At 72.0% G+C, this 21,279-nt stretch carries 22 protein-coding genes and 1 tRNA gene; 16 read left to right on the top strand and 7 right to left on the bottom strand.

What is annotated here, in order from left to right:
* On the top strand, positions 1 to 188 hold a 188-nt coding region (locus ABZ192_RS41980; RefSeq protein WP_356929722.1), incomplete at its 5' end, for a transposase.
* A 15-nt stretch (positions 189 to 203) separates the two neighbouring features.
* Here ABZ192_RS41980 and ABZ192_RS41975 read toward each other — a convergent pair.
* The gene (locus tag ABZ192_RS41975) at positions 204 to 809 is read right to left on the bottom strand and encodes a histidine phosphatase family protein (protein ID WP_356929721.1); all 606 of its coding nucleotides are present in this window, start codon (positions 807 to 809) and stop codon (positions 204 to 206) included.
* A 193-nt stretch (positions 810 to 1,002) separates the two neighbouring features.
* Here ABZ192_RS41975 and ABZ192_RS41970 point away from each other — a divergent pair, with 193 nt between their 5' ends.
* From ABZ192_RS41970 to ABZ192_RS41940, 7 genes are all read left to right on the top strand, one after another.
* A complete protein-coding gene (locus tag ABZ192_RS41970) occupies positions 1,003 to 1,956 on the top strand; it encodes a phosphatase PAP2 family protein (RefSeq protein ID WP_356929720.1) in 954 nt (317 codons plus the stop codon).
* Positions 1,907 to 3,028 carry a hypothetical protein gene (locus tag ABZ192_RS41965; protein ID WP_356929719.1) on the top strand — a complete coding sequence of 374 codons (1,122 nt, stop codon included), beginning with the start codon at positions 1,907 to 1,909 and terminating at the stop codon, positions 3,026 to 3,028. The genes ABZ192_RS41970 and ABZ192_RS41965 overlap by 50 nt, the downstream gene beginning before the upstream one ends.
* Positions 3,019 to 4,611 carry a hypothetical protein gene (locus ABZ192_RS41960; RefSeq protein WP_356929718.1) on the top strand — a complete coding sequence of 531 codons (1,593 nt, stop codon included), beginning with the start codon at positions 3,019 to 3,021 and terminating at the stop codon, positions 4,609 to 4,611. The genes ABZ192_RS41965 and ABZ192_RS41960 overlap by 10 nt, the downstream gene beginning before the upstream one ends.
* Positions 4,608 to 5,942, top strand: coding sequence for an AAA family ATPase (locus ABZ192_RS41955; protein WP_356929717.1), 1,335 nt, complete (start codon positions 4,608 to 4,610; stop codon positions 5,940 to 5,942). Before ABZ192_RS41960 ends, ABZ192_RS41955 begins: the two co-directional genes overlap by 4 nt.
* Positions 5,943 to 6,150: 208 nt before the next feature.
* Positions 6,151 to 6,519 (top strand): hypothetical protein, encoded by a 369-nt coding sequence (locus ABZ192_RS41950; protein WP_356929716.1) that lies wholly within the window; start codon positions 6,151 to 6,153, stop codon positions 6,517 to 6,519.
* Positions 6,520 to 6,667: 148 nt separating this feature from the next.
* A complete protein-coding gene (locus tag ABZ192_RS41945; RefSeq protein WP_356929715.1) occupies positions 6,668 to 7,267 on the top strand; it encodes a bifunctional DNA primase/polymerase in 600 nt (199 codons plus the stop codon).
* Positions 7,258 to 7,331, top strand: a tRNA-Lys gene (locus ABZ192_RS41940). Before ABZ192_RS41945 ends, ABZ192_RS41940 begins: the two co-directional genes overlap by 10 nt.
* 67 nt (positions 7,332 to 7,398) lie before the next feature.
* Here ABZ192_RS41940 and ABZ192_RS41935 read toward each other — a convergent pair.
* Complete coding sequence (locus tag ABZ192_RS41935; protein ID WP_356929714.1) at positions 7,399 to 8,694, bottom strand: M6 family metalloprotease domain-containing protein; 1,296 nt, start codon at positions 8,692 to 8,694, stop codon at positions 7,399 to 7,401.
* A 277-nt stretch (positions 8,695 to 8,971) separates the two neighbouring features.
* On the opposite strand from ABZ192_RS41935, the gene ABZ192_RS41930 reads away from it, so the two are divergent.
* Complete coding sequence (locus ABZ192_RS41930) at positions 8,972 to 10,834, top strand: EAL domain-containing protein (RefSeq protein ID WP_356929713.1); 1,863 nt, start codon at positions 8,972 to 8,974, stop codon at positions 10,832 to 10,834.
* Here ABZ192_RS41930 and ABZ192_RS41925 read toward each other — a convergent pair.
* The 4 genes from ABZ192_RS41925 to ABZ192_RS41910 form a co-directional block, all read right to left on the bottom strand.
* Positions 10,810 to 11,901: an LLM class flavin-dependent oxidoreductase gene (locus tag ABZ192_RS41925; RefSeq protein ID WP_356929712.1), complete on the bottom strand. Its 1,092-nt coding sequence runs from the start codon at positions 11,899 to 11,901 to the stop codon at positions 10,810 to 10,812. The genes ABZ192_RS41930 and ABZ192_RS41925 overlap by 25 nt on opposite strands.
* A gap of 89 nt (positions 11,902 to 11,990) precedes the next feature.
* Positions 11,991 to 12,260 (bottom strand): hypothetical protein, encoded by a 270-nt coding sequence (locus ABZ192_RS41920; protein ID WP_356929711.1) that lies wholly within the window; start codon positions 12,258 to 12,260, stop codon positions 11,991 to 11,993.
* A 221-nt stretch (positions 12,261 to 12,481) separates the two neighbouring features.
* Positions 12,482 to 13,213 (bottom strand): decarboxylase, encoded by a 732-nt coding sequence (locus tag ABZ192_RS41915; protein WP_356929710.1) that lies wholly within the window; start codon positions 13,211 to 13,213, stop codon positions 12,482 to 12,484.
* Positions 13,210 to 14,025, bottom strand: coding sequence for an aspartate/glutamate racemase family protein (locus ABZ192_RS41910; protein WP_356929709.1), 816 nt, complete (start codon positions 14,023 to 14,025; stop codon positions 13,210 to 13,212). The genes ABZ192_RS41915 and ABZ192_RS41910 overlap by 4 nt, the downstream gene beginning before the upstream one ends.
* A gap of 199 nt (positions 14,026 to 14,224) precedes the next feature.
* Between ABZ192_RS41910 and ABZ192_RS41905 the strand changes: the two genes are divergently transcribed.
* Both ABZ192_RS41905 and ABZ192_RS41900 read left to right on the top strand, forming a co-directional pair.
* Positions 14,225 to 15,172 (top strand): D-2-hydroxyacid dehydrogenase, encoded by a 948-nt coding sequence (locus tag ABZ192_RS41905; protein WP_356929708.1) that lies wholly within the window; start codon positions 14,225 to 14,227, stop codon positions 15,170 to 15,172.
* A gap of 17 nt (positions 15,173 to 15,189) precedes the next feature.
* Positions 15,190 to 16,599, top strand: coding sequence for an amidase (locus ABZ192_RS41900; RefSeq protein ID WP_356929707.1), 1,410 nt, complete (start codon positions 15,190 to 15,192; stop codon positions 16,597 to 16,599).
* On the opposite strand, the gene ABZ192_RS41895 is transcribed toward ABZ192_RS41900, so the two are convergent.
* Entirely contained in the window at positions 16,580 to 17,074 is a 495-nt protein-coding gene (locus ABZ192_RS41895; protein WP_356929706.1) for a DUF3830 family protein, read from the bottom strand. The genes ABZ192_RS41900 and ABZ192_RS41895 overlap by 20 nt on opposite strands.
* Positions 17,075 to 17,181: 107 nt before the next feature.
* Between ABZ192_RS41895 and ehuB the strand changes: the two genes are divergently transcribed.
* The 5 genes from ehuB (at position 17,182) to ABZ192_RS41870 (ending at position 21,191) form a co-directional block, all read left to right on the top strand.
* Positions 17,182 to 18,111, top strand: a complete 930-nt coding sequence (gene ehuB, locus ABZ192_RS41890; protein ID WP_356929705.1) for an ectoine/hydroxyectoine ABC transporter substrate-binding protein EhuB — start codon at positions 17,182 to 17,184, stop codon at positions 18,109 to 18,111.
* Positions 18,108 to 18,809 carry an ectoine/hydroxyectoine ABC transporter permease subunit EhuC gene (ehuC, locus tag ABZ192_RS41885; RefSeq protein WP_356929704.1) on the top strand — a complete coding sequence of 234 codons (702 nt, stop codon included), beginning with the start codon at positions 18,108 to 18,110 and terminating at the stop codon, positions 18,807 to 18,809. Before ehuB ends, ehuC begins: the two co-directional genes overlap by 4 nt.
* Entirely contained in the window at positions 18,806 to 19,456 is a 651-nt protein-coding gene (gene ehuD / locus ABZ192_RS41880; protein WP_086851289.1) for an ectoine/hydroxyectoine ABC transporter permease subunit EhuD, read from the top strand. Before ehuC ends, ehuD begins: the two co-directional genes overlap by 4 nt.
* Complete coding sequence (gene ehuA / locus ABZ192_RS41875; RefSeq protein WP_356929703.1) at positions 19,446 to 20,231, top strand: ectoine/hydroxyectoine ABC transporter ATP-binding protein EhuA; 786 nt, start codon at positions 19,446 to 19,448, stop codon at positions 20,229 to 20,231. Before ehuD ends, ehuA begins: the two co-directional genes overlap by 11 nt.
* Positions 20,232 to 20,429: 198 nt before the next feature.
* Positions 20,430 to 21,191: an IclR family transcriptional regulator C-terminal domain-containing protein gene (locus ABZ192_RS41870; protein WP_020271734.1), complete on the top strand. Its 762-nt coding sequence runs from the start codon at positions 20,430 to 20,432 to the stop codon at positions 21,189 to 21,191.
* Positions 21,192 to 21,279: the final 88 nt, after the last annotated feature.

Here is a 21,279-nt window from a genome sequence, read left to right as displayed (position 1 = left end):
GTCGGGGCAGCCGGGGCGGCAGGCCACCAGCCTTCGACCGCGAGACCTACAAGCAGCGCAACACCGTCGAGCGGTGCATCAACCGCCTCAAGCAGTGGCGCGGCATCGCCACCCGCTACGAGAAGACCGCCACCATCTACCTGGCCAGACTCCACATCGCGGGCATCTTCCTCTGGTCCGCCCGATGATCCAAACGAAACCGCCTAGGCGGCTACGGCGGCCAGGTGCCCGAGATCGTTCCAGCTCTCGATCGCCGGCTCCCCGTAAGCCCACCCCAGCACCGACAGCGACGTCGGATTCAGCCGTATCCGCGCCGCGAAGTCGATCGGCAGGCCCAGCCAGCGCGCCCCGATGGAGCGCAGGATGTGCCCGTGGGCGAAGACCAGGACGTCCCGGTCCTCGGCCCGCGCCCAGGAGACCACCTCGTCCGCCCGGGCCGTGATCCCGGCGAGGGTCTCGCCCTCGGGGACACCGTCGCGCCAGATGAGCCAGCCGGGCCGGACGGCCTGGATGTCCGCCGGGGTCATGCCCTCGTACGCCCCGTAGTCCCACTCCAGCAACGCGTCCCAGGTCCGCGCGCGGTCGCCGAAGCCGGCCAGTTCGCACGTCTCACGCGCGCGTGCCAGCGGGCTGGTGCGCACCTCGACCCCGGGCAGACCGTCGTACGGCGCCCGGTGCAGGCGCTCCCCGAGCAGCTCGGCCCCGCGCCGGCCCTCCTCCAGCAGCGGCACGTCCGTCCTGCCCGTGTGCTTGCCGGACAGCGACCACGCGGTCTGTCCGTGCCGGGCCAGCAGGATGCGCGGAGCCATGGGGGACCTTTCCGGGAGAAAAACGCGAGCGGAACTCCACCATCATCGCGCACGCTGGTCGCGGGCAACCCGGGGGGCGATCTCTGCGTCTTTGAGGTCCGGAGGGCGCCCCCAGGGGGCGCACGTACGCCGTAAAGTGACACGACCGACCGGCCGGGCGCGCCGTGTGGAGACGAAGGGGGAGGGCGATCGGATGCCGCACACCGAGACACCGGGCACCGAGGCGGCCCCTGCGCTCCGGCTCCGCTGGTGGACGGAGCTGCCGCTGATCCTGCTGGTGTACGCGTGCTACACGGCGGGCCGGCTCCTCGCCCGGGGCGACGTCTCCGGTGCGGTCGACCACGGTCTGGCGCTCCTGCGCGTCGAGAAGGCGCTGCATCTCAACTTCGAGCACCCGCTCAACCGCCTCTTCACCCACGAGGCCTGGATAGGCATACCGTCGGACTTCTGGTACGCGTCGCTGCACTACCTGGTCACGCCGGCGATCCTCGTGTGGCTCTTCCGCTCCCACGCGGTGCGGTACCGCGCCGCGCGCACGTGGCTGATGACGTCCACCCTCATAGGCCTGGTCGGCTTCACACTGATGCCGACCTGCCCGCCCCGGCTCCTCGACGCCAGCCACGGCTTCGTGGACACGATGGCCCAGTACAGCTCGTACGGCTGGTGGGGCGGCGCGGCGAGCGCCCCGCGCGGTATGGGCGGAATGACCAACCAGTACGCGGCGATGCCGAGTCTGCACGTGGGCTGGGCCCTGTGGTGCGGGGTGATGCTGTGGCGCTACGGCGGTACGCGCACGGCGAAGATCGCGGGAGTCGCCTACCCGCTGATCACGACGATCGTGGTCATGGGCACCGCCAACCACTACTTCCTCGACGCGGTCGCGGGCGCCGCCGTCATGGGTGTCGGGCTGCTGCTGGCCCCGGTCGTGACGCGCGCGGCGGACCGGGTCAGGGCGCGTTTCGTGCCGCGTGTCGCACCGCTCACGGCGGCATCTCCCGCCGCGGGTTCCCCGATTGTCAGTGCCGGATGCCAGACTTCCGCGGGTGAGCGAATTCCACGGCAGCGCGAGTCGCGGCTCGGAGCGGGAGCCGAGCCGAGTGCCTCCCCCAAGGACGCGGGGGACGGCGCTCCGGCACCGGCTCGCTGAGCTGCGCGGTCCCGACGTACCGGCGAAGGCCCTGGACGCGCGCGCGTTGGCGGCGCTGGCCGCCAACCCCGGTTGCGCGCGGAGAGCGATCCTCGACGGCGCCGGGGTGAACAAGGCCGCGCTGGCGAGCGCGCTGGGCTCGCCCTCGGCCTTCGGGCAGTCCCAGTTCGCGCTCACGCGGGGCAACGCGTTCGAGGCGAAGGTCAAGGCCGACGGCGGCGCGGAGCTGCTGCGGCTGGTGCACGAGAAGCTGGACCGGGCCGCCGAGCCGCCGACCGAGGCGCGCGTGCCCGACCTGACCGCGACCGGTCCCCAGGGGCGTACGGCCCGTACGGCGCTGGAGCTGCGGGAGGCCGCCGCGCACCCGGGCGCGTGGACGCTGCTCGACCACCCGATGCTCGCGCTGGACGTCGCGGGCTCACCCGCGTTCCTGGAGCCGGACGCGGTCGTGGTGCATCCGGACGGCAGCTGGACCGTGGTCGAGATCAAGTCGTTCCCGCTGCTGGACGGTTCGGCGGACCCGGCGAAGGTCGGGGCGGCGGCCCGGCAGGCGGCGGTGTACGTGCTGGCGCTGGAGGAACTCGCCGGGCGAGTGGACCCGGCCCCGCGCGTGCGGCACCGGATCCTGCTCGTCTGCCCCAGGGACTTCTCGAACCTGCCGGCCGCGTCCGCCGTGGACATCCGCAAGCAGCGTGCGGTGACGGCCCGTCAGCTGACTCGGCTGACCCGCATCGAGGACATCGCCGAGGCGCTCCCCGAGGGCACGTGCTTCTCCCCCGAGCTGCCCGCAGAAGAGCTGACGGCCGCCGTCGAGTCGGTCCCGGCGACGTACGCGCCGGAGTGCCTGTCCGCGTGCGAGCTGGCCTTCCACTGCCGGGGCCGCTCCCGCGAGGCGGGCGCGGTGACCTCGCTCGGGCGCCCGGTGCGGGCGGAGCTGGGCGGGCTGACGACCGTGGAGGACGTCCTCGCGGCGGCCCGCGGCGAGGCGGGCGACCCCGGTGATCCGGCGGTGGCGGCCCTCCGGCGGGCGGCGGCCCTGCGCGCCGAGGCCCTGGAGGCGGCATGTCGCTGATCTCCACCCTGGCCCGGCTCGAAGCGGTCAGCACGGGCCGCGCCCAGCCCGCCGCGACCGTCCGGCACCGGCACCTGTCCGACCGTCCGCTGGTGTTCGTGCCGCTGACCACCGCCGGTGAGGCCGGCGCCCCGCTCGGCGCGCTGGTCGGCACCGACCGGGACGCGCCGCGGCTGCTGATCGTCCCGCAGCCCCGCGACCGCGACCTCAGGTTCGCTTTCCTGGCGGACCTGGCCGACGTGGTGCTGCCGTACGTCGACGCGTACGCCGAGGTCGTGGAGGCCGCCGAGCGCACCGAGACCGACCCGGAGACCGGCAAGCGGGTCAAGGTCGAGGTCGACCTGTGCGCGGACGCGCCGCAGCTGATCGTGCCGAGCCGCGGGGGCATCGACCTGGTGCGGCTGCTCGGGCGCTCGATGCGGTTCCGGCGTACGGCGGAACAGGATCCGGAGACCCCGTATCCGGCGCCGCCCCGGGTGCCGCTGCTCGGGCGGTGGCTGACGCACTTCGGGGAGCGGGCCCGGGTACCCGGCTCCTCCCTGCTGCTGGCCATGACCGACGTACTGGGCCGGCACTGGGCGACCGGGCAGTCCACGCTGGAGGACCAGCACCTGGGGGCGCTGCTCGCCTGGATCGACCCGCCGGAGGGCCTGACCGGCGCCGAGGCGGCGCTGCGGGCCGAGCTGGAGCGGGACGCGCAGGGCCAGCTCACGTGTCCCCCGGCCGGTCCCGCCACCGACCCGGCGTTCGACAACAAGCTGCTCGCCCCGGCCATCGAGCGCTACGACCGGGCCCGCACGGCCCTGGCCGCCGCCGAGGACGGCCTGGAGGCCGACGACCGGCTCGGCGCGCTGACCGCCGCCGAGCGGGAGATCCGGGACCTGGTGCTCAGCCGCACCCTGCCCACCTGGGAGAAGGTCTGGCAGGGCCTGGACCTGCTGCGGGAGCTGCCCGAGGGGGCGCATGTCGAGGAGCGCTGGAGCCGCGACCGCTGGTCGTTCACCGGCCACCGCGACCGGGTCCTGGCCGGCGAACCCCCGCAGCCGCGCCGCGACGACGCGGTCACCGCGGCGAACAAGCTCGCCACACGCGAGCGCGAGCAGGCCCGCCTGGAGGCGCAGGAGGCCCTCGACGACCCGCTGGTCATGGCGGGACGGCGGCTGTCCGGGGAGGCGTTCGCGGGTGAGGTCACGGACGTCGTGATGGCGTACAGCGAGGGCAAGCGGCCCAGCCCGCGCCCCCTGGTCACGGTGCGCACGGACGACCGGCCGCATCTCGGGGAGCGGACGAAGGTGTACCGGTCGCTGGGCGGGAAGCCGCAGTCGGCGGAATTCGTCGGGGCCGAGGAGGACGGCGCGTACGTCGTGCTGCGGATCCTCGACAAGATGGGCCGCGGCAAGGAGCCCGAGCCGGGGTCGGTGCCGGAGAAGGGCGACCGGGTCTGCTTCACGCTCTTCGAGCACGAGCAGCGGGGCGGCGCGAAGCTGCCCGACCCGGAGGAGACGCCCTGGACGCACGGCGGGCCGCCCGCTGAGGCGACCCTGGAGGCCGCCGACCCGGTGACCGCGGAGGACCTGCTGTGACGACGCTCTTCGATCCTGCCGCCGCGGCGGCCCAGGCCACCGACGCGATCCTCCACGACACGCTGCACGGCACCGCGCGCGGTGTCGTCGTCGACTCCCCGCCCGGCGCCGGCAAGTCCACGCTCGTGGTCCGCGCGGCCCTGGAACTGGCCGAGGCCGGCCATCCGCTGATGGTGGTGGCGCAGACCAACGCCCAGGTCGACGACCTGGTCCTGCGGCTCGCCGAGAAGAACCCCGAGCTGCCGGTGGGGCGGCTGCACAGCAGCGACGCCGACCCGTACGACAAGGCGCTCGACGGCCTGGAGAACGTCCGCAAGTCGGCGAAGGCGGCCGACCTCGCCGGGCTGGCCGTGGTGATCTCGACGGCGGCGAAGTGGGCGCATGTGAAGACCGACGAGCCGTGGCGGTACGCGATCGTCGACGAGGCGTACCAGATGCGCTCGGACGCGCTGCTCGCCGTGGCCGGGCTGTTCGAGCGGGCGCTGTTCGTGGGCGACCCGGGGCAGCTGGACCCGTTCGCGATCGTGGGCAGCGAGCAGTGGGCGGGCCTCACGTACGACCCGTCGGCCTCGGCGGTGACGACCCTGCTCGCGCACAACCCGGACCTGCCCCAGCACCGCCTGCCGGTGTCCTGGCGGCTCCCGGCCTCGGCGGCGCCCCTGGTCTCGGACGCCTTCTACCCGTACACGCCGTTCCGCAGCGGCACCGGCCACGGCGACCGTCGTCTCTCCTTCGCCGTGCCGTCGGACGGCTCGGGCCCCGACCGGGTGATCGACGAGGCGGCCGAGTCGGGCTGGGGCCTGCTGGAGCTGCCCGCCCGGCACACCCCGCGCACGGACCCGGAGGCGGTCCGGGCGGTGGCGACGGTCGTACGGCGCCTGCTGGACCGGGGCGGCGCGGCGACCTCGGAACGCTCACCCGATCCCACCCCCCTGGCCGCGGACCGGATCGCCGTCGGCACGGCACACCGGGACCAGGCGGCGGCGGTGCGCGCGGCCCTGGCCGACCTCGGCGTCACCGACGTGGTCGTGGACACGGCGAACCGGCTCCAGGGCCGCGAGTACGACGTCACGGTGGTCCTGCACCCCCTCTCCGGCCGCCCCGACGCCACGGCCTTCCACCTGGAGACGGGCCGCCTGTGCGTCCTGGCCTCCCGCCACCGGCACGCGTGCGTCGTGGTCTGCCGGGCGGGGGTCGGCGACCTGCTGGACGACTATCCGTCGACGGAGCCGGTCCAGCTGGGGACGGTGGTGAAGTTTCCTGATGGGTGGGAGGCGAATCACGCCGTGCTGGCGCATCTGGCCGAACACAAGGTGGCGTGGCAGCCATGATCCCCGCCGACGGACACCCCATTCCTCCGCCGGCCGGAGGCCGGCACGCCGCCGGAGGCGGCCGATGAACGCAGCCTGGCAGCCGTGACGAACGCCCGATGGTGTGGCGGCCGTATCCACTACCGCGATGCCCACTTGCGCGCCCGCGAGACAATGGACGGTGGCCCGCTCCACCGGGGGCCAGCGCGACGTACGAGGAGGAGTAGACATGGCGGAGCCCACGCCGCGTCGGAACGAACCGCGGCTACGCCCCGCGCCCCTGCTCTTCGAGCCCGCGGAGGCGGCCTCCGACCCTGAGCACTTCTTCGATCTCGAGTCGATCGACGATCCCCGCGCGCTGCTGTCCCGCGCGACGGAGCTGACGCTGGCGTTCCGGGCCGCGGCGGACCGGGCGGTGGAGTTCCAGGCGATGGCGGCGGCGCAGCTGGCGGATCCGCGGCGGTTCGACCGGCTGACGACCGCGGACATCGCCGAGCGGGCCGAGTGGACCGAGGACTACGCCAAGAAGATGGTCGAGTTCGGACGGGACCTGATGCGGGGCGGCGGCGAGGGCCGGGGGTCCGTCGACCCGGTGTGAGACCCCACCCGGAGCTCGGGAGATCCCGCCCCTTCTCGATCTACCTGGCATATGCCAGGCGGGCAAGATACTCCCTCGCCACCCCTCCTGTCCCGATTTCCCGCAACCCTCGGGAACCGCGCGTGCACGGCCGGTAGACATGGACGCCATGAGCAGCGCATGGAACGCCTCCTATGTCACCCCGGACGGGGCAGCCTGGCTCGCCTCGGCAGGAACGTATCCGCGAAGCACGCTCGCCCTCTGGGAGGAGCGGCCGGACGCACCGGTGGTGCTGCCCTGCGGGTCGGTCTTCGACGTCGTCAGCGCGCCCGCGATGTTCGGGCGGCGGATGCTCGACCGGCTGTGGGACGACGGGCCCGGCTCGGGGCCGGTCGCGGAGTTCCGCGGCCGGATGCTGCTGTTCTCCGCGCCCGGCACGGCCCAGCGGCTGCCGGTGCTGCTGGAGTGGGAGGAGTGGGGCAAGCACGGCGGGGACACCCGGGAGCCCGGCCGCACGGGCGGGGTCCCGTCCCTGCTGTGTCACGGCACGGGCGACGCGGTGACCGTCCCGGCACCGGCGGACGACGCCTCCCCCGGCCGCTCCGGCGCCCGCTGGCTCGTCGCCCCCGACACCCGTCAGCCCTGGCTGCCCGGCCCCGAGGTACTGCTGTGGGCGGCCGTCCGGGCGGCCCGTTCGGCCGTGCGGATATCGATTTTTCCTCCCGCCGACCAGGGTGCTAAGGTCTACGACGTCAGCAGGCGCCGCTAGCTCAGTTGGTTAGAGCAGCTGACTCTTAATCAGCGGGTCCGGGGTTCGAGTCCCTGGCGGCGCACCGACGGGAAAGGCCCTTCGCGAGAGCGAGGGGCCTTCTGCATGCCCGGCATCCGCATCGCGCCTCTTCAGTGCCCGGCCGTGATCCGCACGGTCCAGGCCCCCGAAGCCGTACGCCCCTCCACCTCAACCCGGACACCCTCCCCCGGCACCGTGAAAGTCTCCCCCGGGCCGATCGGCGCGTCCGCGAGGGGCGGGTAGACCGAGTCCTCCCCGCACGCCTCGGTGCGCGGATGGGCGTCGATCACCTCGATCGGCCCGCCCCCGGAGTGCGTCCCGCCCCGCACCCGGTACACGAGCACCCCCTGCCGGCACGCTGCCACGTCGTTGCCCACCGTCCCGCGCGCCTCGAACGCGAGCACGCTGTCGCGGCCGGTGCGCAGCACCGCGAGCTTGGTGCCCCGCCCGAGCCCGAAGGCCGGCGCCCCCGCGGCGCCCGCCACCGGCACACCCGGCCCGGCCGCCAGTGGCTCCAGGGTCAGCCGGGCGGGCCCGGCGTCCTGCACGCACCGCACCTGCCGCTGCTTCAGCCAGCCCAGCTTCCACTTGTGCCAGCCGAACAGGTCGGGCGCCAGTCCGAACTGGCTGCCCATCAGGTCCCAGTCGCCGACATGCGTGTCCCAGTCGCCCTTGCCGTCCACGGGCCGGTGATAGAGGTCGGGCAGGTCGAACACGTGCCCGGTCTCGTGGGCGAGGACGAGCCGGTCCGGGGGATGCTGCTCGAACACCGTGACGACCCGGCGCAGATCGGCGCCGTCGACCCGCATCGGACTCGTCAGGTTCACCACCTTGGTCGCGTCGGAGTGCACGCCGGGCGCGTCCGGGTCGGCGACGAAGTACACGACGTCGTAGCGGGAGAAGTCGACCTGCGGGTCGGCCACGGAGAGCGCGTCCCGCAGGTACGCGGCCCGGTGGGTGGCGATCCAGTCGCGCTGTATGTCGTACGCCGTGGACGGCTGCGGCATCTGGATCCAGTGCCCGAGCGCGTGCGGGCGCAGGATGAAGCGGCCGTAGGAGGCGCGTTCGAAGAAGCGGGTGGTGGCCGGGAAGTGGTCGGCGGTCAGCTCCCGCGGCGTGGTCAGCGGATGGGCGTCCGGGAAGGACAGGAACACCATGACCGCGTCCAGGGCCCGGGCCGGGCGCGGATAGGCGGCGTTCCAGGTGTCCAGGCCCTCGGAGTGGTGGGCGTCGGTGCGGGTCAGGGCGCAGGGCGCGGCCGAGTCGGGTTCGGCGGCCGACGGACCGGTGCCGAGGGACGTCGCGGCGAGTGCCGACATGGTGGTGAACACGGCCGCGGTGCTGCGCAGTCGGGCGCGCGAGAACTGACGCGGCACGGGTACCTCCGGGTACGGTTCGCGGGACACCGCACCCAGCCTGTGATGATTTGTCGTACTGCGTCCTGTTTGTTTGCGCCAGTCGGGTGAATAAGCCGAAACATCGCGGACGTCGACACCCGCGAAGCACTCACAGAACGTCACAACTGGTCGGGGGCCTGAAGAAGCCGTCCAGGCGTGAGCAGAAACGATCTGGCAGAAGGGCGGGTTGGTCCGGAACACTGGACACCGGCTGGAAGGCCCTGGGGCCAGCCTCTATGATCGGCACACTTTCCTGACCTTTCCTGCACGGACAGAGATCGAATACATGCGGGAGCGAGCGGTGAGCGGAACCTCCGAAGGGCCGGCGCCCGCGGCAGACCTCGACCGGCCGGTCGTCACAGAGAGTGAGATCGACACGTCTCCCCGTACCGAGCCCCCGTCGCCCGCGCCCTATCGCTCCGTCTTCGCGGCCGCCCCGCTCGCCATGGCCGTCGTCGACCGCGAGGGGACGGTCGTCAGCGCCAACGACTCGCTCGCCGCACTGCTCGGTACCCCGCCCGACGATCTGGCCGGTGCCGTCGCCGCCGACCTGGTCGACCTCACCGGTGACGCCCGCACCTGGCACGCGTACCGCGAGGTGCTGCGCGGCCGGCAGTCCCGGCTGCGCTGCACGCGCCGGCTCAAGCACCCCGACGGGCATTCGCTGTGGGTGCAGGTGACGGTCGCCCCGCTGCCCGCCGAGGACCGGGCCGTCCTGATGACCGTCGCCGACATCAGCTCACGCCGCGAACTCCAGGCCCGGCTGCGGCACTTGCAGATGCACGACCCGGTGACCCGGCTGCCCAACCGCACGCTGTTCTTCGAACGCCTGTCGGCCGCGCTGGAGGCGGAGTCGTACGAGCAGAGCGGCACGGGCCGGATCGGGCTGTGCTACCTGGACCTGGACGGCTTCAAGGCCATCAACGACACCCTGGGCCACCGCGTGGGCGACCGGCTGCTGGCCGCCGTCGCCGAGCGCCTCACGCGCTGCGCGGACGAGGCCGGGCAGTCCCGGCCCACCACCCCGCTGGTGGCCCGGCTCGGCGGTGACGAGTTCGCGCTGCTCGTCGAGGACTCCACGGGCACCGAGCAACTGGCCGAGCTGGCCGAGTCGGTGCTGGAGGCGGTCCAGGACCCGTTCGACATCTCCGGCCAGCGGCTGTCGGTCTCGGCGTCGATCGGCGTCGTGGAGCGGCACGCGGCCGGGACGACCCCGACCGCCCTGATGCAGGCGGCGGACACCACGCTCTACTGGGCGAAGGCCGACGGCAAGTCCCGCTGGACGCTGTTCGACCCGGAGCGCAACGCCCACCGCATGACCCGCCAGGCCCTCGCCTCCACACTGCGGCCGGCCATCGACCGGGGCGAGTTCCAGCTGGAGTACCAGCCGCTGGTCGGCATGGAGGACGACCGGCTGCACGGGGTCGAGGCGCTCGTCCGCTGGAATCATCCTCAGTTCGGCGTACTGACGCCGAATCGGTTCATCGGACTTGCCGAGGAGGACGGTTCGATCGTTCCGCTGGGCCGCTGGGTGCTGCGCACGGCCTGCGGACAGGCCCGCCGCTGGCAGCTGGACCACCCCGGCGAGCCGCCGATCTTCGTGAGCGTGAACGTGGCGGTGCGTCAGGTGTGGGACTCGGACCTGGTGGCGGACGTGGCGGAGACCCTGGCCGAGACGGGCCTCGCGCCGCACCTGCTCCAGCTGGAGCTCACCGAGTCGGCGGTGATGGGCTCGGCCGGCCGGCCGCTCCAGGCCCTGAAGGCCCTCAGCGACATGGGCGTGCGCATCGCCATCGACGACTTCGGCACCGGCTACTCGAACCTGGCCTACCTCAGCCGCCTGCCGGTGTCCGTACTGAAGCTGGACGGCACCTTCGTCCGCGGCTTCCAGTACGACGACCGGGACAGCGCGGCCACCCGCCCGAACCCGGCCGACGAGGTCGTGGTCGAGGCGATGATCCAGCTCGCGCACCGGCTGGGCCTGACGGTCACGGCCGAATGCGTGGAGACCTCCGACCAGGCGACCCGGCTGCGGCGCATCGGCTGCGACACCGGACAGGGCTGGCTCTACTCCCGTCCGGTGCCGCCGGACCGCATCTCCGAGCTGCTGGGCACGCCGGGCGTTCAGGCGGGCGTCGGCAACCCGTAGGCGTCAGCGATGAGTTCGTAGGAGCGCACGCGTACGTCGCCGCCATGGGCGTTGGCCGTGATCATCAGCTCGTCGGCGCCGGTGCGCTTGTGCAGGTCGTCCAGGCCGGAGCGGACCTCGTCCGAGGTGCCGTGGATGACGTTGGCGTTCCAGGAGTCGACGAACTCGCGCTCCATGGGGCTGAACGCGTAGGCCTCCGCCTCCTCGGGGCTGGGCACGAGGCCGGGGCGTCCGGTGCGCAGCCGGACCATGCTGAGGGCGGCGGCCAGGACCTGGCGGCGGGCCTCCTTCTCCTCGTCGGCGGCGAGCGCGGAGACGCCGATGAGGGCGTAGGGCTCGTCGAGCACGGCGGACGGCTGGAAGGACTCCCGGTACAGGTCCAGGGCCGGGATCGTGTTCTGCGCCGAGAAGTGGTGCGCGAAGGCGAAGGGCAGGCCGAGGACACCGGCGAGGCGGGCACTGAAGCCGGAGGAGCCGAGCAGCCAGACGGGCGGGCGGTGCGGGGACTGGACGCCGCCGGGGGAGGTGGCCTGGACCGGCCCCGGTACGGCGTGGATGCGGCGGTAGGGGTGCCCGTCGGGGAAGTCGTCGTCGAGGAACCGGGTCAGCTCGGCGAGCTGCTCGGGGAAGTCGTCGGCGCCTTCGTTGAGCCGGTCCGTGCGGCGCAGGGCGGCGGCCGTGGCACCGTCGGTTCCCGGCGCGCGGCCGAGCCCGAGGTCGATGCGGCCCGGGGCCATGGCCTCCAGCGTCCCGAACTGCTCGGCGATGACGAGCGGGGCGTGGTTGGGCAGCATGACGCCGCCCGAGCCGAGGCGGATGCGGCCGGTGTGGGCGGCGAGGTGGGCGAGGATCACGGCCGGGGACGACGAGGCCACGCCGGGCATGGAGTGGTGCTCGGCGACCCAGTAGCGGTGGAAGCCGCGGGCCTCCGCGAGGCGGGCCAGGTCGACGCTGGTGCGCAGCGCGTCGGAGGCGGTGCGGCCGGCCCCGACGGTGACCAGGTCCAGTACGGAGAGGGGGACGGGGGCGCTGCCCTGCGCTGCGCCGCGTATCTCGTCTGCCGCCACGGTGGGGTGCCTCCTGCTGTGGGCCGTGTGCTGTCGTGCCGGCCTTAACAGGGGACTGTCTCCGGTTATTCCCGGGAGGTGCCGCGGGGTCAGGCGGCCTGCTCCCAGTCGCTCCGCGCTCCGCCGTACGGGGGCCGCCGGGCGCCCTTCTCGCGGACGCGGAGCACGATCCACGCGAGGGCGGATCCAGCGGCGAGCCACCAGGGCAGGGACCACACGGCACCCCACCAGTGCGCCCGCGGATCGAGGACGGCGTCGACGCCGGCGGTGATCATCGCCGCTGCCAGGCTCCAGCACAGCAGGCGCCCGGACAGCTGGACAGCGCTTACAGAGGATCTGAACGGGCCCGTTTCGGCCATCGGGGAGTCCTTCACGGCACGACTGGCTGCGGACGAGGCCAGTGTGCACGGGGAGAACAACGGAAGGGGAACGCGCTTTCGGTCAACTCAAGAGCCCTGTGAGACGGCGGAGTTGAGGATTCCTCACCTCCTGGCGGGTCGTTCACCCCCTATGCCCGGATCTGCCCCACCGAAGAGGTGGGACCGATTCCGGGCGTCGGTGGCGAGAACGGCACGCGCGCTCAGGCCTGGACGAGCGGCTCCCTCGTGAACAGCGCCCCCAGTTCCGGCGCGTTCACGCGGCGGTCCGCCAGGCGGAGGCCTTCCCAGACCGTGACCTGGTTGGCGGTGAGGACCGGCTTGCCGAGGTCCTTCTCCAGGGCTGGGATGTGGGCCGCCGTGTGCAGGGCCGTGTCGGGCAGGAGGAGGGCCTCGGCCTCGGGGTGGTCGGCGTGCCGGGCCATGGCGAGGAGTTCCGCCTCGCCCCAGGTGCCGACCTCGGCGGCCGTGATGATGCCGGAGCTCTTCACCGAGACGACCTCGACACCGTCCGCCCGCAGGAACTCGGCGAACAACTGGGCCACGTCGTCCGGGTACGTCGCGCCGATCGCGACCCGGCGCACTCCCAGCTCCCGTACCGCGTGCACGAACGCGAAGGACGTCGAGGAGGCCGGCATGCCGGCGGTCTGCGCCAGGGTGCGCACCTGGTCCTGCGCGCCGTCCCAGCCGTAGACGAAGCTGCCGCTGGTGCAGGCCCAGACCACGGCGTCCGCGCCGGCGTGCCGCAGCTCCTGGACGCCCGCCGCGAGCCGCCCGGCGGAGCCCATCTCCAGCAGCGCGTCCACCCGGTGCGCGTCCTCACCGATGTCGGTGTGCACCAGGTCCACCCGGATGTCGCTGCCCAGCAACTGCTCGATGCGCGGATAGTCGTCCTCGGCCGAGTGGCCCGGGTAGAGAAATCCCAGTGCTGTCATGTCCAGCCTTCCTGCTGCTGCTCTTCTTCCGGCACGACGGGACCGTGGTTCGCCCCCGGCGATCCGAGACCGGCCCGCGCCTCCGGATTGATCAGCGCTTGATACGGTCCCACCGCACGGGTACCCAGTCGGCGCAGCGCCGCCCACATCGTCACTTGGTTGGCCGAGATCACGGGGATGCGCAGTTCGGCCTCCAGTTGGGGGATGACGTCGTAGGTGGGCAGGTTGGTACAGCTGATGAACAGGGCGTCGGCGTCGTCACGTACGGCCTGCCGCGCCATGTCCACCACCTCCCGGTAGGTGACCTTCCAGATGTGCCGGGTCAGGCCCATGAAGGCACAGCCGGAGATCGTGACGCCGGCCTGGGCGACGTACGCCTCCAGCGCCTGCGTCACCGACACCGTGTACGGCGTCACCAGCGCCACCCGCCGTACGTCCAGCTCCACCAGGGCCTCCAGCAGCCCGCCGGAGGTGGTGATCGCCGGGACGGCGCCCGCGCGGCTCATCGCCTCGCACATCGCGCGCTCGCCCATGACGCCGCCGACGAAACTGCCCGACGTACAGGCGTAGGCGATGACCTCGGGGGCGATCGCGTTGAGCGTGCCGACCGCCTCGCCCAGCGTCTGGTGTTCGCTGACCATGCGGGCGAGATCGAGGCTGACCTCGACGGGCACGAACGGTGTTCGTGTCATGTGCAGGGAGACCTCGTCCGGCACCCACCGCCACAGCTCGCGGTCGAGAGCGAAGTCGAAGGGGGCGACTACGCCGACCCCGCGCTGCGGGCTGGGCCCGCCGAGAAAAGAGACGTCCATGGCAGGGCACCGGCCTCACACTGGGCAACGAGTGTGCAACGGATCGTGGGAACGCCCGTGTTGACGACGGTAGGTTCGGGTGCGAGCGTGGTCAATCCGCCCGGATCATTCCTTGGTCAACACCGTGTTAACTCGTCGTCACCGGCCGCCTCCCGAAGGCAGGCCGCCCCCCGCCGCACGGCTGGAGAAACGGCTGCTCATGCCCACCCCCACCCTGCTCGTCCTGGACGCCGAGCCCCTCCCCCGCCTCGGGAGCCTCACCGGCCGCGCCCGTATCGAACACACCGACGCGGAGGGTCTCGCCGCACGCCTCCCGCGTGCGGATGTACTCCTGGTGTGGGATTTCACCTCGCGCGCCGTGCGGGACGCCTGGCCCGGCGAGGGCCCACGACCACGCTGGGTGCATACGGCGAGCGCCGGTGTGGACCATCTGATGTGTCCGGAACTCGCCGCCGCCGACACGGTGGTGACGAACGCCCGCGGCATCTTCGACCAGCCGATCGCCGAGTACGTCGCCGCGCTCGTGCTGGCGATGGCCAAGGACCTGCCGCGCACGCTTCAGCTGCAACGGGAGCGGACCTGGCGGCACCGCGAGTCGCAGAAGGTCGCCGGGAGCCGGGCCGTCGTGGTCGGCACCGGACCGATCGGCCGCGCGATCGCCCGCACGCTGGAGGCGCTGGACATCACGACGGCGCTCGTCGGCCGCGCCGCGCGCGACGGCGTGCACGGGCCGGAGGATCTGGACCGGCTGCTGGCGCGCGCCGACTGGGTGATCGCCGCGGCGCCGCTCACGGAGCAGACGCACGGCATGTTCGACGCCCGCCGCTTCGGCGTCATGCAGCCGTCCGCCCGGTTCGTCAACATCGGCCGCGGTCAGCTGGTCGTCGAGGACGCGCTCGCCGAGGCCCTGGCCAAGCACTGGATCGCGGGCGCCGCCCTGGACGTCTTCGAGTCCGAACCGCTGACCCCCGACAGCCCGCTGTGGCAGGTCCCGGGCCTGATCGTGTCCCCGCACATGAGCGGCGACATCGTCGGCTGGCGGGACGAGCTCGGCGCCCAGTTCGTTGAGCTGTACGAGTTGTGGGCTGCGGGAAAGCCGCTGGAGAACGTGGTCGACAAACAGCGCGGGTATGTACCCGGACACTGACGTTCCTTGGAGGGTGCATGACCGAGCTCACCGAGCTGACCGCCGTACGGCTCCTCGACGGCTACCGCAAGGGCGAGTGGAGCCCTGTGGAGGCGACCCGCGCGGCGCTGGAGCGGGCCGAGGCGATCCAGCCGGAGGTGAACGCCTTCGTCCGGCTGACCGCCGAGGACGCGCTGGCCCGGGCCCGGGAGTCGGAGGAGCGATGGCGGCGCGGTGAGCCCCAGGGGCTGCTGGACGGGGTGCCGGTCACGGTCAAGGACATCCTGCTGCTGCGCGGCGCGCCGACCCTGCGCGGGTCGAAGGCCGTGGACCCGGCGGGGCGCTGGGACGAGGACGCCCCGTCCGTGGCCCGGCTGCGGGAGCACGGGGCGGTCTTCATCGGCAAGACGACGACCCCCGAGTACGGCTGGAAGGGCGTGACGGACTCGCCTCTGAGCGGGGTGACGCGCAACCCGTACGACCCCTCGCGCACCGCCGGCGGGTCCAGCGGCGGCAGCGCGGCGGCCGTGGCACTCGGTGCGGGGCCGCTGTCGCTGGGCACGGACGGCGGCGGCAGTGTCCGCATCCCGGCGTCGTTCTGCGGGATCTTCGCGCTGAAGCCGACGTACGGGCGCGTGCCGCTCTACCCGGCGAGCGCGTTCGGCACGCTGGCGCACGTCGGGCCGATGACCCGGGACGCGGCGGACGCGGCGCTGCTGATGGACGTCATCGGCCATCCGGACTCGCGCGACTGGTCGGCGCTCGCCCCGCCGCCCGGTGCCTACGCGGACGGCCTGACGGGCGGGGTGCGCGGGCTGCGCGTGGCGTACTCGCCGTCGCTGGGCGGGCAGGTGGCGGTGCGTCCGGAGGTCGCGCGGGCGGTGCGGCACGCCGTGGAGCGGCTGGCGGAGCTCGGCGCGTACGTCACGGAGACCGACCCGGACCTCACCGAACCGGTGGAGGCCTTCCACACGCTGTGGTTCAGCGGGGCGGCACGGGTGACCCAGCACCTGGGACCGAAGCAGCGGGAGCTGCTGGACCCGGGCCTGCGCGAGATCTGCACACAAGGCGCCCGCTACTCGGCGCTGGACTATCTCGCCGCGGTGGACGTCCGGATGGACCTGGGGCGCCGGATGGGCCGCTTCCACGACACGTACGACCTGCTCGTCACGCCGACCCTGCCGATCACGGCGTTCGAGGCGGGCGTCGAGGTACCGAAAGGATCCGGCCATCGGCGCTGGACGGGCTGGACGCCGTTCACGTACCCGTTCAACATGACGCAGCAGCCGGCGGCGAGCGTGCCGGTCGGCGCCGACGGGGACGGCCTGCCGATCGGACTCCAGCTCGTGGCCGCCCGGCACCGGGACGATCTGGTGCTGCGGGCGGCCCACGCGCTGTACGAGGCCGGCGTGGCGTCCGCCGGCCGGATCAGGCCCGCCGGAAGCTGAGCGTCTCCCCCGCCGCGCCCGACCTCCACAGGTCGTTGCACGCCTCGGCCATGGCGTCCAGGCCCTCGACGATCTGGCCCCAGACGATGCCGGGGACCCAGCCGACATCGGCGTTCAGCAGCAGGTTGTTGCGCTCGTAGAACAGGGCCAGGTCGACGAGCGTGGTCCCGGCGCGGACCTCGCGGTCGTAGCCGTAGGACTTGGTCCCCAACTCCGTACCCGCGAAGGCGAAATAGCACAGATCGCCCGGAATGGGAGTAACAGTCGGGTTTTCCAGGGGTGGTTCGGTTTCGGCGAAGGGCGGGAAAAGGGCGTAGATCTCATTGCGTGCGTACTTCGCGTGGTAGACGTCGCCGGCCAGCGGAAGGGCGTCCCAGACGGCCGCGCAGGTGATCGGCGCGCGGTCGTCCAGGAGCCTGGCCCTGCAGGTCACGTCGCGCTTGACCAGGGAGACTTCGATATAGCGATCAGCCATGCCTCCATGGGAGTGCCCGCCGCCCCCGCGGTCAAGGGCGCACCGGGAGACGTGCGGGGCTTGAAAAGATCGGCATAACTCGGATGCGGTCGGGTAGCCGCGCGCCCATGGCTCCACCACGCAGAAGCCCATCGAGAAAACCCGAACCCCAACTCCAGGCCATATCCGGGCCCACACGCCGGTCGCTGCTCGCGGGGGTCGCGGCGCTCGGCGCAGTGGGCGCCGCCGGATGCAGCCGGGTCGCCACCGCCTCGGACGTCAAGGGCGGCGACCTCCTCGGCCGGCTCCGGGCGGCGGGCGTCGTCCGGCTCGGCATCGCCGGCGAGATCCCGTTCGGTTTCATCGACACGAACGGCGAACTGACCGGCGAGGCGCCGGAACTGGCCAAGGTGATCTTCAAGCGTCTCGGCGTCGACCGGGTGCAGCCCGTGCCGACCGAGTTCGGCTCGCTCATCCCGGGCCTGAACTCCCAGCAGTTCGACGTCGTGGCCGCCGGGATGTACGTCAACCCCGAGCGCTGCGAGCAGGTCATCTTCTCCGACCCGGACTACCAGATGCTCGACTCGTTCATCGTCCGCAAGGGCAACCCGAAGGGGCTGCGCAGCTACAAGGACGTCGTCGGGAAGAAGGCGAAGTTCGCCACCGGGACCGGATACGCCGAGATCCAGTACGCCGTCGAGGCGGGGTACAAGGAGAGCGACATCCTCATCGTCCCGGACCAGGTGGCGGGGCTGAACGCCGTCGAGGCGGGCCGCGTGGACGTGTTCGCCGGTACGGCGCTCACCGTGCGCGAGGTGGTGAAGAAGTCCGCCAAGGCGGAGGCCACCGAGCCCTTCAAGCCGATCGTGGACGGCAAGCCGCACGTCGACGGCGGCGCCTTCGCGTTCCGGCCGACCGAGACCAAGCTGCGCGACGCCTTCAACGTCGAGCTGCACAAGCTCAAGAAGAGCGGCGAACTGTTCCGCATCCTCAAGCCCTTCGGTTTCACCGAGGCGGAGATGACGGATCTGACCGCGAAGGAGCTCTGCGGCGGATGACCTCGGGACTCTGGGAACTCGTACTGAAGGGCGTCTGGGTCACGATCCAGCTGCTCGTGTGCAGCGCGCTGCTGGCGGCTGCGGTGTCCTTCGTGGTCGGCGTCGCGCGCACCCACCGGCTGTGGATCGTCCGCTTCCTGGCGGGCTTCTACACCGAGGTGTTCCGCGGGACCTCGGCCCTGGTGATGATCTTCTGGGTGTTCTTCGTGCTGCCTCCGGCCTTCGGCTGGCAGCTGGTGCCGCTGTGGGCGGGCACACTGGCGCTCGGCCTGACGTACGGGGCGTACGGCTCCGAGATCGTGCGCGGCGCGCTGACCGCGGTCGACCCGGCGCAGCGGGAGGGCGGGATCGCGCTCAGCTTCACGCCCTGGCAGCGGATGCGGCTGATCCTGCTGCCGCAGGCGGTGCCGGAGATGATCCCGCCGTTCTCCAACCTGCTCATCGAGCTGCTCAAGGGCACCGCCCTGGTGTCGATCATGGGCATGGGAGACCTGGCGTTCAGCGGCAACCTGGTGCGTCTGGCGCTCCAGGAGAGCGCGGAGATCTACACGTACATCCTGCTCATCTACTTCCTGATCGCCTTCCTGCTCACCCGGGTCATGCGCGGGCTGGAGAAGAGGCTCAAGGCGGGTGTCGGGAAGAAGCCCGACAGCAAGACCCGGGCGCCTGAGCCGGTCGTGGTGGAGGCGGTCCGATGAACTGGGACTGGAGCGCGGTCTCCGACTTCATGCCGGACTTCTGGAAGGGTCTGCTGGTCACCCTTCAGATCCTGGTGATCGGTTCGCTGGTCTCGTTCGTGCTGGGCCTGGTGTGGGCGCTGCTGATGCGGCTGCCGACGCGCTGGGTGACCTGGCCGGTCGGCGTCGTCACGGAGTTCGTCCGCAACACCCCGCTGCTGGTGCAGCTGTTCTTCCTCTACTACGTGCTGCCCGAGTGGGGCCTGACCTTCTCGGCGCTCGCCACGGGCGTCTTCGCGATCGGGCTGCACTACTCGACGTACACGATGCAGGTCTACCGCGCCGGTATCGAGGCCGTGCCGGTCGGCCAGTGGGAGGCGGCGACGGCGCTGAACCTGCCGCTGCGCCGGACGTGGTCCGCGGTGATCCTGCCGCAGGCGGTGCGCCGGGTCGTCCCCGCGCTCGGCAACTACGTCATCGCGATGCTCAAGGACACGCCCATGCTGATGGCGATCTCCGTGCTGGAGATGCTCGGCCACGCGCGCCTGTTCTCGCAGGAGCACTTCCAGTTCACCGAGCCGCTGACGGTGATCGGCGTGGCCTTCATCGTCATTTCCTATCTGGCCTCCCTTCTCCTGCGAGCCCTGGAGCGACGCCTTGCCCACTGACACTCTCCCCAACCCCGAGAAGAACCCCGCCAGGAGCACCGGCGAGCTGATCCGGCTGGAGCAGGTCACCAAGCGGTTCGGGAGCAACACCGTCCTGGACCACCTGGACTTCTCCGTCGACGCCGGCAAGCACGTCACCCTGATCGGGCCGTCCGGGTCCGGCAAGACCACGATCCTGCGGCTGCTGATGACCCTGCTCAAGCCCGACGAGGGCACGATCACGGTCGACGGGCAGCAGCTGTTCCCGGCCTCCGACAAGGAGGTGCGGGAGGTCCGCAAGAAGATCGGGATGGTCTTCCAGCAGTTCAACCTGTTCCCGAACATGACGGTGCTGCGGAACATCACCGAGGCACCGGTCACCGTCCTCGGCATGTCCAAGGACGAGGCTGTGGAGCGGGCCAAGGGCCTGCTGGACCTGGTGGGCCTGTCCGACAAGTGCGACGCGCACCCGGCGCAGCTGTCCGGCGGGCAGCAGCAGCGGGTGGCGATCGCCCGGGCGCTGGCGATGCGGCCGCAGGTGCTGCTCCTGGACGAGGTGACCTCCGCGCTCGACCCGGAGCTGGTCGCGGGCGTCCTGGACGTGCTGCGGGACATCGCCCGTTCCACGGACATCACGATGCTCTGTGTGACCCACGAGATGAACTTCGCCCGGGACATCTCCGACCAGGTGCTGATGTTCGATTCGGGCCGGGTCATCGAGTCGGGTCCGCCGGAGAAGATCTTCAGCGAACCGGAGCACGACCGCACGCGGGAGTTCCTCAGCGCAGTGCTCTGACTACACCGCGTGATCAGGCAGAACGTCCGGACTCAAGGGCTGGGGCATGCTTCTGGCATATGCCAGAGGGTCGATGCCCCAGTCCGAGGGCCTGGGAATCTTGTCAACCCCCGCTCTCGGCAGGGTGTTTGCCGGTTAACCTGGAAGAGGTTCACCGACCGGATTACGGCCCTACAGCAAGCGCAGGGGGAGACCACCGTGGCGCTGAAGCACGAGCCGCCGACCACCCCGTACCACTCGGCCCAGGAAGCCCTGCGCGTCCTGGAGACAGTGGCGCGGAGTTCCACCGGAGTCACCGACACCGAGCTCGCCCGGCACACCCGCATAGGACCGGAGCGGCTGACCGCGCTGCTGCGCATGCTGCGCCGCGAGGGCTACGTCGAGCAGATCGCCGACGGCGCGTACGTCACGGGCGAGACGCTGGCCCGCCTCGGCTCCGCCCAGCACCGCGAGCAGGCCCTGCGCGACAAGCTCCAGCACACCCTCGACCGGCTGCGCGACTCGGTCGGCGCCGCCGTCTACATGAGCCGGTACGTCGACGGCGAGATCAGCGTCACCCAGTACGCCGACAGCCCGGCCACGCCCAAGGTCAACGAGTGGGTCGACTTCCGCTCCTCGGCCCACGCCACCGCGATCGGCAAGAGCCTGCTCACCCAGCTCGACCACGCCGGCCGCCGCGACCACCTCGCCCGGCACAAGATGGCCCGCCTCACCTCGCGCACCATCACCAGCGACCGGCTACTGCTCTCCCGGCTGGAGTCCCAGCCGCCCACCGTGCCGGTCCTGGACCTCCAGGAGTACGCGGTCGGCACGGTCTGCGCGGCCGTTCCCGTCACGGCCGGCTCCTCCGTCGGCTGCCTGGCCCTGTCCCTCCCGGTCGAGCACGCCCACCGGCTCCGCCAGGCCGCGGACGCCCTCAACCGCAACGCGGCGCCGGTCCTGCTGTCCATGGCGATCTAGGTGTGCTGTCCGGGCAGGTTGGTGATGCGGCTGGCTGGGGTGTGGCCGCTGATGCCGGTGTGGGGTCGGTGGTAGTTGTACCAGTGGA

Origin of the sequence: Streptomyces sp. NPDC006235 (assembly GCF_040613735.1) — a bacterium.
Taxonomy (GTDB): domain Bacteria; phylum Actinomycetota; class Actinomycetes; order Streptomycetales; family Streptomycetaceae; genus Streptomyces.
The sequence above is the reverse complement of the archived record's forward strand: the minus strand, read 5'-3'. Positions and strand labels throughout refer to the sequence as shown.

What these genes read in the sequence shown, in the direction of transcription:
- ABZ192_RS41975 (WP_356929721.1), bottom strand. Translation starts at nt 809, where the DNA reads ATGGCTCCGCGCATCCTGCTGGCCCGGCACGGACAGACCGCGTGGTCG.
- ABZ192_RS41970 (WP_356929720.1), top strand. Translation starts at nt 1,003, where the DNA reads ATGCCGCACACCGAGACACCGGGCACCGAGGCGGCCCCTGCGCTCCGG.
- ABZ192_RS41960 (WP_356929718.1), top strand. Translation starts at nt 3,019, where the DNA reads ATGTCGCTGATCTCCACCCTGGCCCGGCTCGAAGCGGTCAGCACGGGC.
- ABZ192_RS41950 (WP_356929716.1), top strand. Translation starts at nt 6,151, where the DNA reads ATGGCGGAGCCCACGCCGCGTCGGAACGAACCGCGGCTACGCCCCGCG.
- ABZ192_RS41945 (WP_356929715.1), top strand. Translation starts at nt 6,668, where the DNA reads ATGAGCAGCGCATGGAACGCCTCCTATGTCACCCCGGACGGGGCAGCC.
- ABZ192_RS41930 (WP_356929713.1), top strand. Translation starts at nt 8,972, where the DNA reads ATGCGGGAGCGAGCGGTGAGCGGAACCTCCGAAGGGCCGGCGCCCGCG.
- ABZ192_RS41920 (WP_356929711.1), bottom strand. Translation starts at nt 12,260, where the DNA reads ATGGCCGAAACGGGCCCGTTCAGATCCTCTGTAAGCGCTGTCCAGCTG.
- ABZ192_RS41915 (WP_356929710.1), bottom strand. Translation starts at nt 13,213, where the DNA reads ATGACAGCACTGGGATTTCTCTACCCGGGCCACTCGGCCGAGGACGAC.
- ABZ192_RS41910 (WP_356929709.1), bottom strand. Translation starts at nt 14,025, where the DNA reads ATGGACGTCTCTTTTCTCGGCGGGCCCAGCCCGCAGCGCGGGGTCGGC.
- ABZ192_RS41905 (WP_356929708.1), top strand. Translation starts at nt 14,225, where the DNA reads ATGCCCACCCCCACCCTGCTCGTCCTGGACGCCGAGCCCCTCCCCCGC.
- ABZ192_RS41900 (WP_356929707.1), top strand. Translation starts at nt 15,190, where the DNA reads ATGACCGAGCTCACCGAGCTGACCGCCGTACGGCTCCTCGACGGCTAC.
- ABZ192_RS41895 (WP_356929706.1), bottom strand. Translation starts at nt 17,074, where the DNA reads ATGGCTGATCGCTATATCGAAGTCTCCCTGGTCAAGCGCGACGTGACC.
- ehuB (WP_356929705.1), top strand. Translation starts at nt 17,182, where the DNA reads ATGGCTCCACCACGCAGAAGCCCATCGAGAAAACCCGAACCCCAACTC.
- ehuC (WP_356929704.1), top strand. Translation starts at nt 18,108, where the DNA reads ATGACCTCGGGACTCTGGGAACTCGTACTGAAGGGCGTCTGGGTCACG.
- ehuD (WP_086851289.1), top strand. Translation starts at nt 18,806, where the DNA reads ATGAACTGGGACTGGAGCGCGGTCTCCGACTTCATGCCGGACTTCTGG.